Source organism: Bradyrhizobium sp. HKCCYLS20291, from assembly GCF_051167715.1.
Classification (GTDB): Bacteria; Pseudomonadota; Alphaproteobacteria; order Rhizobiales; family Xanthobacteraceae; genus Bradyrhizobium.
The window spans coordinates 217,573-232,382 of the sequence record NZ_JBNPTO010000007.1 but is presented as its reverse complement, the minus strand read 5'-3'; the positions used below and the strand labels follow the sequence as shown (position 1 = coordinate 232,382).

The 14,810-nt window shown below is 66.8% G+C and carries 12 protein-coding genes and 2 tRNA genes; 8 read left to right on the top strand and 6 right to left on the bottom strand.

Translation table 11 applies throughout. The features are described from left to right. The first annotated feature begins 57 nt into the window (after positions 1 to 57). Positions 58 to 258 carry a hypothetical protein gene (locus ACQR07_RS18120; protein ID WP_434903586.1) on the top strand — a complete coding sequence of 67 codons (201 nt, stop codon included), beginning with the start codon at positions 58 to 60 and terminating at the stop codon, positions 256 to 258. A gap of 66 nt (positions 259 to 324) precedes the next feature. On the opposite strand, the gene ACQR07_RS18115 is transcribed toward ACQR07_RS18120, so the two are convergent. The 4 genes from ACQR07_RS18115 to ACQR07_RS18100 all read right to left on the bottom strand — a co-directional run bounded on the left by ACQR07_RS18115 (position 325) and on the right by ACQR07_RS18100 (position 6,097). Further along, positions 325 to 3,615, bottom strand: coding sequence for an SNF2-related protein (locus ACQR07_RS18115; RefSeq protein ID WP_434903585.1), 3,291 nt, complete (start codon positions 3,613 to 3,615; stop codon positions 325 to 327). 121 nt (positions 3,616 to 3,736) lie between these two features. Continuing rightward, positions 3,737 to 4,327: a histidine phosphatase family protein gene (locus tag ACQR07_RS18110; protein WP_434903584.1), complete on the bottom strand. Its 591-nt coding sequence runs from the start codon at positions 4,325 to 4,327 to the stop codon at positions 3,737 to 3,739. A gap of 76 nt (positions 4,328 to 4,403) precedes the next feature. Further along, complete coding sequence (locus ACQR07_RS18105; RefSeq protein WP_434903583.1) at positions 4,404 to 5,396, bottom strand: oxygenase MpaB family protein; 993 nt, start codon at positions 5,394 to 5,396, stop codon at positions 4,404 to 4,406. Further along, positions 5,393 to 6,097: a glutathione S-transferase family protein gene (locus ACQR07_RS18100; RefSeq protein ID WP_434903582.1), complete on the bottom strand. Its 705-nt coding sequence runs from the start codon at positions 6,095 to 6,097 to the stop codon at positions 5,393 to 5,395. Before ACQR07_RS18100 ends, ACQR07_RS18105 begins: the two co-directional genes overlap by 4 nt. Positions 6,098 to 6,223: 126 nt before the next feature. Here ACQR07_RS18100 and ACQR07_RS18095 point away from each other — a divergent pair, with 126 nt between their 5' ends. Then, positions 6,224 to 6,436: a hypothetical protein gene (locus tag ACQR07_RS18095; protein WP_434903581.1), complete on the top strand. Its 213-nt coding sequence runs from the start codon at positions 6,224 to 6,226 to the stop codon at positions 6,434 to 6,436. Beyond that, a complete protein-coding gene (locus ACQR07_RS18090) occupies positions 6,433 to 6,585 on the top strand; it encodes a hypothetical protein (protein WP_434903580.1) in 153 nt (50 codons plus the stop codon). The genes ACQR07_RS18095 and ACQR07_RS18090 overlap by 4 nt, the downstream gene beginning before the upstream one ends. On the opposite strand, the gene ACQR07_RS18085 is transcribed toward ACQR07_RS18090, so the two are convergent. Together ACQR07_RS18085 and ACQR07_RS18080 are read right to left on the bottom strand one after the other, a co-directional pair. After that, positions 6,586 to 6,813, bottom strand: coding sequence for a hypothetical protein (locus ACQR07_RS18085; protein WP_434903579.1), 228 nt, complete (start codon positions 6,811 to 6,813; stop codon positions 6,586 to 6,588). 79 nt (positions 6,814 to 6,892) lie between these two features. Further along, entirely contained in the window at positions 6,893 to 7,972 is a 1,080-nt protein-coding gene (locus ACQR07_RS18080) for an Acg family FMN-binding oxidoreductase (RefSeq protein ID WP_434903578.1), read from the bottom strand. 955 nt (positions 7,973 to 8,927) lie between these two features. Here ACQR07_RS18080 and ACQR07_RS18075 point away from each other — a divergent pair. From ACQR07_RS18075 to ACQR07_RS18055, 5 genes are all read left to right on the top strand, one after another. Next, a tRNA-OTHER gene (locus tag ACQR07_RS18075) sits at positions 8,928 to 8,995 on the top strand. A 161-nt stretch (positions 8,996 to 9,156) separates the two neighbouring features. Continuing rightward, positions 9,157 to 9,231, top strand: a tRNA-OTHER gene (locus tag ACQR07_RS18070). Positions 9,232 to 9,409: 178 nt separating this feature from the next. Then, entirely contained in the window at positions 9,410 to 10,750 is a 1,341-nt protein-coding gene (locus tag ACQR07_RS18065; protein ID WP_434903577.1) for a TROVE domain-containing protein, read from the top strand. A 104-nt stretch (positions 10,751 to 10,854) separates the two neighbouring features. Continuing rightward, a complete protein-coding gene (locus ACQR07_RS18060) occupies positions 10,855 to 12,234 on the top strand; it encodes a 3' terminal RNA ribose 2'-O-methyltransferase Hen1 (protein ID WP_434903576.1) in 1,380 nt (459 codons plus the stop codon). Between the two features lie 8 nt (positions 12,235 to 12,242). Beyond that, a complete protein-coding gene (locus ACQR07_RS18055; protein WP_434903575.1) occupies positions 12,243 to 14,804 on the top strand; it encodes a polynucleotide kinase-phosphatase in 2,562 nt (853 codons plus the stop codon). Positions 14,805 to 14,810: the final 6 nt, after the last annotated feature.

Below are 14,810 nucleotides of genomic sequence, written 5' to 3'. Positions count from 1 at the left end.
GGCATTACATTTTCTTCGCATCCCCGGCGTATCTGGCGCGCGAACAGGAGACCGCGAATGGGCATGATCATGGTACGTTGTCCGCAGACCGGCCGCAGCATCGAGACAGGGATGGAAATGGACGCCGAGCGCTTTCAGCGCATGCCCGTGTTCTTCTCGCGCACCTACTGCCCGCACTGCTGCATCTACCATGAATGGTTCGCCGCCCATGCCTGGGTCGCGGAGGTCAGCGACCGCGAACGCATCGCGCTCGCATGACTGGATCGCGCAATACAGTATGCCACGCATGGCCCGAGCCGGAACGGCGGCCGATGGCTGAACGTCTCACGACAGCAGAGCCGTGATGTCCTCCTCGGTCAGCGCCTTGCCGATGTTGCCGTCGCGATCGAACAGGGAGTCCGCCAGCGCCTGCTTGCGCAGCTTCAGCTCGCCGATTTTCTCCTCGATCGTCCCGGCGGTGACCAGACGATAGACGAACACCTTCTTGTCCTGCCCGATACGATGGGCGCGGTCGATCGCCTGCGCTTCAACTGCAGGATTCCACCAGGGATCGTAGATGATCACCGTGTCTGCGCCCGTCAGGTTCAGCCCGACGCCGCCGGCCTTGAGGCTGATGAGAAACACGGGGCTGTCGCCTTTCTGGAACGCCTCGATCGCCCGCTTGCGGTCGCGCGTCTCGCCGGTCAATAGCTCATAGTCGATATCAGCCGCCTCGAACCGCTGCTCGATCAGTTCGAGCATCGAGGTGAACTGCGAGAAGATGATGATCTTGCGGCCCTCGCTGACCAGTTCCTCGACCATCTCCATGAGACGATCGAGCTTGGCCGACGGGCGCTCGACCTTGTCGTCGAGCTTCACCAGGCGCGGATCGCAACAAACCTGGCGCAGCCGCAGCAACGCTTCGAGCACGATGATGTGGCTGCGGCCGAGACCGCGCTCGTCGAGCGCCTTGCTCACCTTCTTGGCCATCGCTGCGCGGATCGAATCATAGAGGTCGCGTTGCTTGCCGTCGATCGCCACCGTCTCGACGATGTCGACCTTGGCCGGCAGCTCGGTCGCGACCTCTTCCTTGGTCCGCCGCAGCAGGAACGGCTTGACACGGCGGGTCAGCGCCGCCGCGCGCAGTTGGTTGCCCTCCTTCTCGATCGGCGTCCGCCAGTTGCGCACGAAGGCCGTCTTGTCGCCGAGATAGCCCGGATTGACGAAGCTCATGATCGACCAGAGCTCGCCGAGATGGTTCTCCATCGGCGTGCCCGTCAGACAGAAACGATGGCTCGCCTTGATGGCGCTGAGCCAGCGCGTGGTCGCGGCATTCGGGTTCTTGATGGTTTGCGCCTCGTCGAGGATGGCCATGTGCCAGTTTCGTCCCAGGATCAGCTCATGATCCCTGGCGATCAGCGGATAGGTCGTGAGCACCAAATCGTGCTGCGGGATCTGCTCGATCAGCTCCTTGCGCCCGGCACCGTGGAACACCAGCACCTTAAGATCGGGAACGAACCTCGCGGCCTCGTTGAACCAGTTCGTCATCAGGCTGGTCGGCGCGACGATCAGCACCGGCGCCGTCAGCGCGCCACGCGCCTTTTCCAGCGCGAGCAGCGCCAGCACCTGCACGGTCTTGCCGAGCCCCATGTCGTCGGCGAGCACGCCGCCGAGATTGGCCTGGCGCAGCAGATCGAGCCAGGCGACGCCGTGCTGCTGATAGGGCCGCAGCTTCGCCTTGAAGCCGGCCGGTAGCTTCAGTTCCTCCGGCCTATGCTGCCGCAGCAGGTCGGCCAGCCGGCGCAGATCATCGGGGCCCTTGAACGCGTCGGCATCTTGCGCCAGCAGCGGCAGCAGTTGCGCGCGCGACAGCCTGATCTTGCCGGATGCATCGACGCCGCCGCTCAGCCGCATCGTCTGCAGCGCCAGCAGCACCGGAAGGAAACGGCCGGCCGCGAGCGCCAGATGCCGGCCGTCGGGCAGAGGCACATACATGTGCTTCGCATTGGAATCGGTTTCGGCCAGCGCATCGACGATGGCGGGCTGCGCGAGCAGCCGCGCCAACAGCTCGGCGAGGTCATGCGGCTTGCCATCGATGTCGATCTTGAAGCCGAACTCGAACCAGTCGATGCCGCTGCCCTCGATCTCCATGTCGACGAGCCCGGAGGACTCGGCGAGCCGGAATGGGAACGTGTCATCGATGCGGATCTCGAAACCCTCAGCGCGCAGCGCGTCGAGCTCGAGATGCATGAACTGCAGCCAGCGGCCTTCGTCGGCGAAGGTCAGATCGTCACCGTGCCCGCCGAAGCTGTAGGTCTGCAACTTCCGGAGCGGAACCAGGTCGAGCTTGCCGAGCCGTTTGGTCCACTTTGCTTCATCCGTCTTGGCGCGCGCGACGAGATGCACCCGGCCGTCGTGGAACGTCTCGACCTCTTTGCCACCGCTCGCGGCCTCGATCTCGATCGAACCGTAACGGAAGCCCGGGCGGATCACGCCGAGCGGAAGTCCACTGATATGCACGCCGCGAAAGCCATAGCCGGGATATGGGCCGCGCAGCAGGTGCAGGATGGGCGTGGGCTTGCCCTCGATCCTGACGACCTCGGTCGGCGGCGACGGCAGCAGCGCCCGATCGAGCGAAGGCAGCCGCTGGCTGAGGTGCCGGGAGACTTCGCCGATCAGCGCCTTCGGCAGCGTCGGCGCATTCAGCAAATGGTGTGCCGTTTGCGGCTCGATCCCCGGATCGGCCTCGCCGACGATGCCGCTGCTTTCATCGGCATACGCCGGCGGCTCGCAATGCAGAGCCAGGGCGCCATCGACGACGAGCCTCGCGCCGACGCCCCTCAGGCCGACCGGCTGCCATTCGATCCGGCCGAGCCGCTTCTCGCCCCAGCTGAGCAGCGGCCCGGCATGGTCGCGCCAATAGGCCCGCCCGGTCTCGACGATGCGCCTCAACAGCGCGGCCGTGCCGATCCGGAAGGCCGACGTCCGGTCGAAATAGACCTCATGCCCAAGCCGCGTCGCGATGTCGATGTCGATGTCGCGCCAGAACGCCGGCGCGGCCCTGCCCCGCACGTGGTCGACCTTCGAGAACGCGCCAGCGAAGCTGTCGTCCTTGTTCAGCCGGACCGACCATAGCTGCGCGACTGGATAGGAAGCGCCTTCGGCCTCGGCATGCGCCTGAACGCCATAGATCAGCCGCTGCCTGACCTCCGGAGGATAGGTGTCTCCTCGGCGGCTGGTGCCGATCTTGTCCAGCCAGAGCTTGATGTCCGGCGGCAGCACCAGCGGGCTTGGCTTCTCGGCCGTCTTCGCCAGCTTTCTCAACTCTTCGTGGTCTTCCAGCTTCGGCTCGATCGCTTCGAGCAGCACCGCCGCGACGTGCTTGCAATTTCGATTCATCGGGCAGGTGCATTTGCCGGACACATCCAGGCGGCCGTATTCGTCCCGCTCCAGCCTGATCTCGACCTCATACGGCCAGGATTGCGAGCCCTGCACCGAGGCCGCCAGCTCGCGGCCGTCCTCGCTGATCTCGAGATCGGAAACGCATCCGCTGAACTGCAGGTGCTCCGCCTTCTGAAAGGCGGCGTGGCTGAAGAAGGAGCGGATGGCCTGGGGCTTCTTGAAGGGGAGCGACATGCATGGAGAACCCGGCGCACGCCACCGCGCGTGCGCAGCACCCATGTACCACGATCGCGGACGGAGTATCGCGCCCCGATTCAGCCTGGGGATATCTCCTGGGAGGCCCTGAACAAACGGCTCAATTGTCGTTCGGATCGCTCTTCAGCGGCTTGTCGGAATCGCCCGGCATCAGGCACGGATACAGTTCGGTGAACTCGAATTCGTCGCCGCCGGCTGTGCGGTCGAAGCGCAGCACGACGTCGAAGCGCTTGCCCGACCAGTGGGTCGGCAGCTGATCGGCGTTGCTCACCGGCAGACGCGGCAGAATCTCGGCAATGATCGCCTTGTGCTCCCAGGCGACCAGCACCGTGCCGGAGAGCGGCAACAGCGCTGCGACGAGCGCCGCTTCCTGTCCCTTTGCAAACGAGATGTTCGGCTTGGCGAGACCGACGCGCGCGGCCAGTTCCAGCACCGTCTCATAGGGCCGCCGACTGGGGTCAGTGGCATCCTTGGCGCTGTCAGGATCGGCGGCGTAGACCGCTTGCGGCGTCGGATAGGTCGTGCCGCCCAATCCACTGCCGAACAGCGCCGTCCACGCCCCTGCCCGCTCCCAGCCTGATATCACCAGTGATTTCGAATCCGTCTTGCCCTTGTGGGTCAGGCCGGGGCCCGTGGCATCGCCGTCGGGCTTCTCGGCATGACGGATGATCAAAAGCGTCAGCGCATCCATTGCAGTCTCCCGCATGCGGTCGCGATCTCAGTCTGACGATCGTAGCTCGCACGACAGTCGGCTGCTATGAACTCGATCACACCTTGCGGTGACCGCCTCCGGCCGTCGGCGCCGGTCGTGAAACGCCGCTCGCAGCCGGCATCAGCGGCTGTCCGATCCAGGCGCGGTTGAGCAGCTGCGTGAATGGCGGACAGGTGTGCCCTTCGATACGCGCCATCGCCTCCTGATAGGGGCCGACCGTCCGCAGCCTGTCCGGCAACGCTGCGTAGACGCGCGGCAGCCAGCTGCGGGCGCGCGCGGCGCTCCGTCGTTCACGCTCGCCATATGGCAGGTCGAACGCGCGGCGCAGCCGCTCCGGCAGCATTTCCGCGGTGAGCGCGTTGAACCAGCGCGGCGGCCCGATCCACGTCGCCTCGCCCGCGAAGATGCGTTGCGCGATGTCGCGCGCGGCCGTGCTCACGGTGAGTGTCTCGGAGTTCATCATGGCGGCCGTGTAGGCCTTGAAAGAGGTCCAGTCCGGCGGCAGCACGTCGTGCGGAATGCCGAACAGGCCGGCGAAGCGCATCGCCTCGCGCCAATATTGCTCGCGTTCGGCCTCGCTGAGCGGCGGACACAGCAGGCCGTAGGACATCATCGCGGTCTCGACCAGCGTCGCATGTACCCAGCGCAGTGCCTCGACATCGTTGGCGAGAAAGCGCGAGTCGGCCGCGAACGGTCCGACGGTCTCCGTCATGACACCGTCGACCGCAGCGTGACGCCGGTAGAGCCGCCGCGCCACGGCGACGGCCTGGTCGCGCGTGCCGAACACCATCGTGTAGACGATGCCGAAGGTGCGGTGGAAGCGGCCGAGCGGATCGGCGAACACTTTCGACTGGCCGGCGATTCCGGCGGCGACCCAGGGATGGGCGAGTTGCAGCAGCAGCGCGCGGCCGGCGCCGAGAAACAGCGCCGCCTCGCGATGCACGCGCCACATCACGCTATCAGGCCCGAGCACGCCGTCGCCCGCTGTCGCAGGCGCGGACAACACGGCCTCCATACAGCGTTCGAACTCGGCCTCGCCGACGATCACGGCCGCTTCGGGATCTCGAGCCCGCGCTGCACCGCCGGCCGCGCCAGCCCGCGCTCCAGCCAGGCCGGCACGTGCTTGAACTCGTCGAACGCGACGAGATCGCGCGCGCCGTAGAAGCCGATCAGATTGCGCACCCAGCCGAGCGAGGCGATGTCGGCAATGGTGTAGTCGCCGTCCATGATCCACTGCCGGCCATCGAGCCTGGTGTCGAGCACGCCGAGCAGCCGCCTGCTCTCGGCGACGTAGCGCTGCAGCGGCCGCTTGTCCTCGTACTCGCGTCCGGCGAACTTATGGAAGAAGCCGAGCTGACCGAACATCGGTCCGATGCCGCCCATCTGGAAGTGCACCCACTCGATTGTCTGCCAGCGCCGCGCCGGATCGGCAGGGAGGAATTGTCCGGTCTTCTCGGCGAGGTACTGCAGGATCGCGCCGGATTCGAACAGGCCGAGCGGCTGGCCGCCGGGACCGTCGGGATCGATGATCGCCGGGATCTTGCCGTTCGGGTTGAGCGACAGGAATTCCGGCGTCTTCTGGTCGTCCTTGCCGAAATCGATCGTGTGCGGCTCGTAGGGCAGCCCGGTCTCCTCCAGCATGATCGAGACCTTCACGCCGTTCGGGGTCGGCAGCGAATAGAGCTGGATGCGGTCGGGATGCTGCGCCGGCCAGCGCTTGGTGATCGGGAAGCTGGAGAGGTCGGACATGGTGGCTATCGCTCGCCTGTTGTTGAGGCCTCAATCTAAGCCCGCGCGCCCGTGCTGCAAGCCAGGAGCCGGGAACAAGTCCCGCGGGATGATCTTGATCGTGCGGCAGATGTGCGGATATCCAGCATGCCGAGTGCAACCTATGACCTGATCGTGCAGGCGATGATCACGCGCCAGCAGGTTCTCTGCATGTACCGCGGCTTCGCCCGCGCGGTCTGCCCCATCATCCTCGGCCACACCGCGGGACGCGAGCGCGTGCTGGCCTTCCAGTTCGCGGTGGCGCGAGCAACGGCCTGCCGCCCGGCGGCGGTTGGAAATGCTTCGAAATTGCCGCGATGAGCGAGGTCGAGCTGCGCCAGGGCCGCTGGCACGCAGGGCGCAGCCACAGCCAACCGCAATATTGCGTCGCCGAGGTCGATCTCGACGTCAATCCGGACAGCCCCTACGATCCGAAGCAGCCTGCGACGCCAGGCAAGCGCAAGCGGTGATTACTGCGGCTCGCGCAGCCGCACGCGCAGCAGCGCAGGCAGCTTCGACGTCGCCTCGTGCTGCGCCAGCTTGGTGGCGACGCGGCGCATCAGCGACGACGCCCCCTGCTTCGCCAGAGTCTTGATCCCGCGCGCGCTGAAGTCCACCACCACCTCGTGATAGCGCATGCCCTTGCCGCCCTTGACCAGGCCAAGGTCGCGCACCAGGCAATAATGCCCATCGCTCATGCGTGCCAATCGGGTGTTCTCGAACATGCACGGAAGCAATGCACCGAGTCGGCATTCCGTCAAGATTGACAAGAACGACTCATGAACTCAGCACCTCGCTGACACGTCGCCGCGGCGAGAATGGCAGCGTGGGACCGTAGCCGAAGCGCAGCACGAGATCAGGCCGCCTTGTGGTCTCGATCAGGCGCGCCAGCTCGGGGCGCAGCGCGGCCACTTCGACCGGCTGATTGACGAACGCGAGCTTCAGCCCGAGCCGCGTCGCTTCGAGCGCGAACCGCTGGCACGCCTGCCCCGCCTTGATCCAGTGCGCGGGATCGGCCTGTTCCGCCACGAACACGGCAAGGCCTGCCGAGGATGCGATCTGCCGTGCGTAGCGGTCGTTCTCGGTTGACGCCTCGAACAGGCGATCGAACGCGACGCCGCCGAGCGCCGTCGGCAAGGATGGATTGCCGCTCGCAGCCGCAAACAGGCCGTCGCCGCTCGCCATCGCGCTGCGCGGGTTGAACCTGATCCAGCTCTTCAGCTCGCGCATGAACGCGGCATCACGCATCTGCGCGTCGTTGCCGACAATGACGAGATCACGGATCGCGGCAACGCGCGCCGGGTCGGTGACGATCACAAGATCGACCCCGGGCACCGCGGCCGCGGCCTGCAGCGTGGCGAGGTCGGCCGTCGGCACGGCGCGTCCGTCATACTCTGACCGGGTCGATTGCCGGCGGCCGATCGCGTAGAGCAGCGGCTCGTCATGCGGACTCGTCGTCATGAAAGCGTAGCGCACCATCTCGTTGTCGATCGTCGCCTCGCCCGGACGGCCGCTCGCGCCGGCCGCGATCGCAAGATTGGCCGCCGCGCAGCCAAGGCTGACGAACAGATGATGATCGTCCGGATCGACCGCCGGAGTCCGGCGCGACGGATCGGGCCGCATTTCGATCGCATTCTTCGTGACACGGAAGCGCCAGGGCTGGGTGTTGTGACTGTTGGCCGCGAGCGTCGCATGGCGGATGACGTCGGCGATGTCGGGCGACAACGGCGCGCGCAGTCGCGCCGTGTAGTCCTCGTACTCCGACATCGTCCCCGTGGCCGCGCGCCAGGCGACGGCGCCGAGTGCGGCGGTCACCAGCGCTCCGCCCGTTCCTAACAAAATCTGCCGTCTGTTCATGACATCAAGCTCGCAAGATCAGCCGGAATGATGATGAGATCACAATAGTTTCGCATCACGCGATCACGTTGTTTCAGATAAACTGCGAACAACGAGACGAAAAAAGTCACGACACGACGTTGACAGCAACAGCAAACGCGCGTATGTCCCCCGGCCTCGCGAGCAACATCGCGCGCGATCTACACTCCGAAATGACTGACACGAGCCGATGATGTTCTTCAACTACAAGCATCAGATTTGCAGATCCAACGGCATTTCGCCGATGGATGGTGCACGCCTTGCTCGGGGGAGCGGTCTTGCTTGAGGCAGGATCCACCAAGTCCGCATCACACGGACCCTCCCGAGCCAGCCGCTCCGGAGGGTTTTTTATTGCCCTCGCGCGATGCGGCTGCACGGCGAACGACCAATGTCCCGGCCATCGGCCGGAACGGGAGACCCGGATCCCGGGGCTCGCGCTGGTGATGCGCGTGGCCCAAGCGCGCGGGGCCTGTCGGAGGGAACGAGGCGGTCACGCCGGACACCGATGACAGAGCGAGCTTCCCTGGAGCTCGCAAACAGCGGCGCCGTCGAGCGCCGCAGACAAGTTGTTTCAATTCCCGGCCGTTCGCGGCCGGGAGCTGCTGGTGGTGAAGATCGCGGCTCCTTCGCGCCAATGCGGCGACGAGCCGCCTTCGATCGATCGTACCGTGGAATCCGTCAAGCGAGACGGGTGAGTCGCGGGTTGCGGCGAGGCTGATGCCAAACATGCTGACGCCAAGCCTGCGTTTCGATCGTCGTATCGCCGTGATCGACCGTTCCCCAGCAAACCATCAACGCCGCCCGGCCATCGCCGCGCGGCAAGGCGGTGGTGAGGATGTCTGTTACTTCGTTGAAACCGAGCGCCCCCAGGGGACAGCAACAGCTGCCCCCGAGGGCAGCAACAGCATCGCCCGTTCCCCGCCGCACGCATCCACGAGCCGTGGTGAAGACGACTGTTACTTCGCCTTCCACGCGAGAGGTCGCGGGTTCGAATCCCGCCCGGCGTCATGCCGGTAGCTCAGAGGTCAGAGCGCTTTTCCGGCCCACGCAACGGGGCCGGATCTCAGCCGTCGCCTGTTCCCGGCTCGTGGTTCAACTCAACCGGTGATCGTCTCGACTGGCGGTCACCGCAACGGCGCAGATAGGCTCTGCGCTCCTTCTTCCACGCGCCGTGGTGAAGAATGCTGATACTTCGATTGCTAATCGAGAGGTCGTGGGTTCGAGTCCCACCCGGCGTTCCATGCGCCGGTAGCTCAGTGGCAGAGCACTATCCGCTCCACGCGAGTGGCGCGGAGCTCAGCATTCGCACGTTCCCGGCGTGTGGTCCCCATCACGCGTGATGCAGACGACATCACGCGTGCCGGCCGGTGTTCCCGGCCATTCCATCCATCGACCATCAACCCAAGAGGAGGCTCCGGCATGGTCAAGCTCAACACGTTCCTGCGCGCCTTCACCCATGAGGGTGCGCCGTCCCGACAGCTCGCGCCGGCACAGGCGCTGCAGCGTACGCTGATGAGCTGCCTGCTCTGGGAGGACCAGTTCTACGAGGACGGGGTCGCGATCGCCGATCGCATCAAGGCGCTGGTGCCGCAGGTCGAGCCGCGCGAAGTGGCTCAGCTCGCGGTCCGCGCGCGCGAGGAGATGAAGCTGCGGCACGCGCCGCTGCTCGTCGCCCGCGAGATGGCGCGGCTGCCACAGCACCGTGCGCTGGTCGCCGAGACGCTGTCGCGCATCATCCAGCGGCCGGACGAGATGACCGAGCTGCTCGCGATCTACTGGGCGGACGCTCTCGGTCCGCAGCAGCAGCGCAAGCGGCAGCCGATCTCGGCCCAGGTCAAGAAGGGGCTGGCGAAGGCGTTCACCAAGTTCGACGCCTATCAGCTCGCGAAGTATGACCGCGAGGGGCCGGTGCGGCTGCGCGACGTCCTGTTCCTGGTTCACGCCAGGCCCAAGGACGCCGCCCAGGAAGCGGTGTGGAAGCAGCTCGTCGATGGCGAGCTGGCCTCGCCCGACACCTGGGAGGTCGCACTCTCGGCCGGTGCGGACAAGCGTGCGAGCTTCGAGCGGCTGCTCGGTGAGAACAGGCTCGGAGCGCTGGCGCTGTTGCGCAACCTGCGCCTGATGCGGCAGGCCGGAGTGCCGCGCGCAACGATCGCCGAGGCGATCGCGGCGATGCGGACGGACCGGGTGCTGCCGTATCGGTTCATCACGGCGGCACGGCACGCGCCGGACTTCGAGCCCGAGCTCGAGGCCGCGATGCTCCGGTCGATCAAGGGCTATCGGCGGCTTCCGGGCCGTACGCGGCTCCTGATCGACGTCTCCGGCTCGATGTTCACGGCGCTGTCCGCGAAGTCGGAGATGACGCGCGCGGACGCGGCGTGCGGGCTGGCGATCCTGGCCCGTGAGGTCTGCGACTCGGTGGAGATCTTCACGTTCAGCGACAAGGTCGTGAAGGTGCCACCGCGGCGGGGCTTCGCGCTGCGCGACGCGATCCTCGCCTCGCAGCCGCATTCCGGGACCTATCTCGGGCGTGCGGTCAGCGAGGTCGACCGCAACGGCGACCGCCTGATCGTCTTCACCGACGAGCAGAGCCACGATCAGGTGCCGTCGCCAAGGGCGCGCGGGACCATGGTCAACGTGGCGTCGTACCAGCACGGGGTCGGCTACGGACCCTGGACGCGGGTCGACGGCTTCTCCGAGGCCGTGATCGCCTGGATCGCGGCGCAGGAGGAGACGCTGCGCGGCGCCACCCTGCACTGACGACGAATGACTCAACGACAAATGACCCGGACGCGTCACAGACGCGCCCGGGTCTCGTTCCACAAGCTGTGGATCAAACCACGCCTATCGGTTTAAGTGACGCCATGTTCCTCTCCATCGCCACCACCCATCAGCCCGCCACCGATCTCGGCTTCCTGCTCAACAAGCATCCGGAGCGGCTGCACGAGCTCGAGCTCACCTATGGCAAGGCGCTGATCTTCTATCCCGAGGCCAGCGAGGCCCGCTGCGAGGCGGCGCTGGTGCTCGACGTCGATCCGATCGGCCTGGTCCGCGGCAAGGGCCAGAGCGACGGGCTGCTCGATCAATATGTCAACGACCGGCCCTACGCCGCATCGTCGTTCCTGTCGGTCGCGCTGAACAAGGCGTTCCGGACCGCGATGAACGGCGTCAGCAGCGCGCGGCAGGAGCTCGCCGACAGCGCCATTCCGCTCGAAGCGGTCGTGACGCCCCTGCCTTTGCGCGGCGGCGAAACCGTGCTGCGCCAGCTGTTCGAGCCGCTGGGCTGGGACGTCGTGCTCGCGCCGATCGCGGGGCCCCAAGGTGACCCGACCAGCCGATACGTGCGCCTCACTCTGCGTGGCACTGCAAAGCTCAGCGCGCTGCTGAACCATCTCTACGTGCTGGTCCCCGTCATGGACGACGCCAAGCATTACTGGGTCGGCGACGAGGAGATCGACAAGCTGCTCAAGCGCGGCGAAGGCTGGCTCGACAGCCACCCCGCCAAGGAGCTGATCGTGCGCCGCTATCTGCGCCACCGCGGCGTGCTCGCGCGGGCGGCGCTGGCGCGGCTCGCGCCGGAGACACAGGACGAGGCGCTGGAGACCGAAACGCAAGGCCTGTCCGAGGACAAGCTGGAGGCGCCGATCCGGCTCAATGACTTGCGCATGAGCGCCGTCGTCGAGGCGCTGCGCGCGGCCGGAGCCAAGACCATCGCCGATCTCGGCTGCGGCGAAGGCAAGCTGCTGCAGCTGCTGGTACGCGAGCGCTGGGTCATCAGTCTGATCGGTCTCGATCCCGCCATCCGCGAACTGGAGCGTGCGGCCAAGCGGCTGAAGCTGGGCGCAACGGGTGGCCCGCCCGAGGGCCGCGTCACGCTGCTGCAGGGGTCGCTGACCTATCGCGATGCGCGCTGGGCCGAGGCCGATGCGGCTGTGATGGTCGAGGTGATCGAGCATCTCGATCCTGACCGGCTGCCGATGCTGGAGCGCGTCCTGTTCGGCGCGGCACGGCCTCGCAGGGTCATCGTGACCACACCGAATGCCGACTACAACGCGCTGTTTCCAAGCCTGCCCGCCGGCCAGTTCAGGCATCGCGACCACCGCTTCGAATGGTCGCGCACTGATTTCGCCAAGTGGACGCAGCACATCTGCGAAACCTACAACTATCAAGTCGCTATCTCCGGCATCGGCCACCACGACGAGACCTGGGGCGCGCCGACCCAGATGGCCGTCTTCACCCGCTGAGCATTGTCATGAACATCGAAATCCCCGACTTCGCACTGGTCGTGCTGATCGGCTCGACCGGCTCCGGCAAGTCGACCTTTGCCGCAAAGCACTTTCTGCCGACCGAGGTGATCTCCTCGGATCATTGCCGCGCGCTGGTGGCTGACGACGAGACCGATCAGAGCGTGTCCGCTGACGCCTTCGACATCGTGCGCGAGATCGCCGGCCGGCGGTTGAAGCACCGCCGGCTCGCGGTCATCGACGCCACCAATGTGCGCACCGCAGACCGCAAGGGCTGGGTCGAGCTCGCCCGCAAATGGCATGCGCTGCCGATCGCGATCGTGTTCGATCCCGGCATCGACGTCTGCATCGAGCGCAACAAGACCCGGCCCGAACGCAGCTTCGGCGGCCCGGTCGTGCAGCGCATGGTGTCGGAGATCCGGCGCGGCCTCGGCGGCCTGCAGCGCGAAGGCTTCCGCCAGGTCTGGAAGCTCGACAGCGTCGCGCGCATCGAAGCCGCCACGGTCGCGCGCCAGCCGCTGTGGACCGACAAGCGCCACGACACCGGCCCGTTCGACATCATCGGCGACGTCCATGGCTGCGCCGGCGAATTGCAGGCGCTGCTGACCAAGCTCGGCTATCAGGTCACATGGCATGATGCGGATGGCGAGCGCAGCGTCGCCGTGATGCCGCCCGCCGGACGCAAGGCCGTGTTCGTCGGCGATCTCGTCGACCGCGGCCCGCAGTCCCCCGACGTGCTGCGCATCGTCATGAGCATGGTCGCGGCCGGCACGGCCTATGCCGTGCAGGGCAATCACGACCGCAAGTTCCAGCGCTGGCTGGCGGGCCGCAAGGTCACGATCGCGCACGGCCTGCAGGCCACAATCGATCAGCTCGCCCTGGAAGGTCAGCGCTTTCGCGACAGCCTGCCCGGCTTTCTCGACGGCTTGCGCAGCCATGTCTGGCTCGATCGCGGCCGCCTCGCGGTGGCCCACGCCGGGCTGAAGGAGGAGATGATCGGCCGCGGCTCCGGTGCGGTGCGCGAGTTCGCGCTGTATGGCGAGACCACCGGCGAGATCGACGAGTTCGGCCTTCCCGTCCGCGCCGACTGGGCCGCGAACTATCGCGGGACGACCGCCGTGGTCTACGGCCACACGCCGATGCTCCATGCCGAATGGGTCAACAACACGATGTGCATCGACACCGGCTGCGTGTTCGGTGGGCGGCTGACGGCGCTGCGCTGGCCGGAGCGCGACCTCGTCGAGGTCGAGGCCGAACGCGTCTGGTGCGAGCCGGTGCGGCCGCTCGCGGTGCGCGCCGGCACGAGCTCGGCGCAGGCCGAGGCGGACCAGCTGCTCGACATCGACGACGTCAGCGGCCGGCGCTGGATCGACACCGCGCTCAAGGGGCGCGTCGTCGTGGCGGAAGAGAATGCGGCGGCGGCGCTGGAGGTGATGAGCCGCTTTGCGCTCGCTCCGCAATGGCTGATGTACCTGCCGCCGACCATGTCGCCATCGGAGACGAGCGCACGCGAGGGCTGGCTGGAGCGGCCCGAGGAGGCGTTCGCGCATTTTCGCGCGCGGGGCGTCGAGGACGTCGTGTGCGAGGAGAAGCACATGGGCTCGCGCGCGGTCATCGCGCTCTGCAAGAGCGTCGATGTCGCGAATGCCCGGTTCGGAATCGCTGGCGACGAGAGCGGCGCGATCTGGACGCGCACTGGCCGCGCCTTCTTCAACGACGCAGCGATGACCGAGGCGCTGCTGGCACGGCTGCGCGACGCCGTCGAACGCGCCGGCCTGTGGCAGGAACTGCAAACCGACTGGCTGCTGCTCGACACCGAGATCATGCCGTGGTCGGCGAAGGCCGGCAGCCTGATCGAGAGCCAATATGCGCCGGTGGCGGCATCATCGGTCGCGGGCCTGGAAGCGGCGGCGGATGCGCTGGCCCGCGCGGCTGCGCGTGGCCTCGACGTCGCGGCACTCGGCGACCATGTCCGCGACCGTGTCGCGCGCGCGAAGCGCTATGGCGCGGCGTGGGCGCCCTATGTCTGGCCGGTCGGCGGCATCGATGATCTCAAGGTCGCGCCGTTCCATATGCTCGCCAGCGAGGGCCGCGTCTGGTTCGACCAGGACCATGTCTGGCACATGACGCTCGCCGATCGGCTGGCCGCCGCATCAGCATCCGTCGTCACCCGCACGCAATGGCGCACGGTGGCGCTGGCCGACGAGCAGGGCGTCGCCGACGCCACCACGTGGTGGGAGCAACTCACGGCCGGCGGCGGCGAAGGCATGGTGGTGAAGCCGAGGGCCTTCGTCGCGCGCGGACCAAAAGGCCTGATCCAGCCGGCGCTGAAGGTGCGCGGCAGCGAGTATCTGCGCATCATCTATGGTCCGGAATATGATGCGCCGGAGCACATTGCCCGTCTGCGCCAGCGCAAGCTCGACGGCAAGCGCAATCTGGCCCTGCGCGAATTCGCGCTCGGGCACGAGGCGCTGACCCGCTTCGTCGCCCGCGAGCCGCTGCGCCGGGTGCATGAATGCGTGTTCGCCGTGCTGGCGCTGGAGAGCGAGCCGATCGATCCGCGGCTGTAGGCGTGA

Bases quoted from the DNA above. Each gene is read 5' to 3' on its own strand.
- ACQR07_RS18085 (WP_434903579.1), bottom strand. From the start codon at position 6,813: ATGAGCGATGGGCATTATTGCCTGGTGCGCGACCTTGGCCTGGTCAAG.
- ACQR07_RS18080 (WP_434903578.1), bottom strand. From the start codon at position 7,972: ATGAACAGACGGCAGATTTTGTTAGGAACGGGCGGAGCGCTGGTGACC.
- ACQR07_RS18110 (WP_434903584.1), bottom strand. From the start codon at position 4,327: ATGGATGCGCTGACGCTTTTGATCATCCGTCATGCCGAGAAGCCCGAC.
- ACQR07_RS18095 (WP_434903581.1), top strand. From the start codon at position 6,224: ATGCCGAGTGCAACCTATGACCTGATCGTGCAGGCGATGATCACGCGC.
- ACQR07_RS18090 (WP_434903580.1), top strand. From the start codon at position 6,433: ATGAGCGAGGTCGAGCTGCGCCAGGGCCGCTGGCACGCAGGGCGCAGC.
- ACQR07_RS18115 (WP_434903585.1), bottom strand. From the start codon at position 3,615: ATGTCGCTCCCCTTCAAGAAGCCCCAGGCCATCCGCTCCTTCTTCAGC.
- ACQR07_RS18060 (WP_434903576.1), top strand. From the start codon at position 10,855: ATGTTCCTCTCCATCGCCACCACCCATCAGCCCGCCACCGATCTCGGC.
- ACQR07_RS18120 (WP_434903586.1), top strand. From the start codon at position 58: ATGGGCATGATCATGGTACGTTGTCCGCAGACCGGCCGCAGCATCGAG.
- ACQR07_RS18065 (WP_434903577.1), top strand. From the start codon at position 9,410: ATGGTCAAGCTCAACACGTTCCTGCGCGCCTTCACCCATGAGGGTGCG.
- ACQR07_RS18100 (WP_434903582.1), bottom strand. From the start codon at position 6,097: ATGTCCGACCTCTCCAGCTTCCCGATCACCAAGCGCTGGCCGGCGCAG.
- ACQR07_RS18055 (WP_434903575.1), top strand. From the start codon at position 12,243: ATGAACATCGAAATCCCCGACTTCGCACTGGTCGTGCTGATCGGCTCG.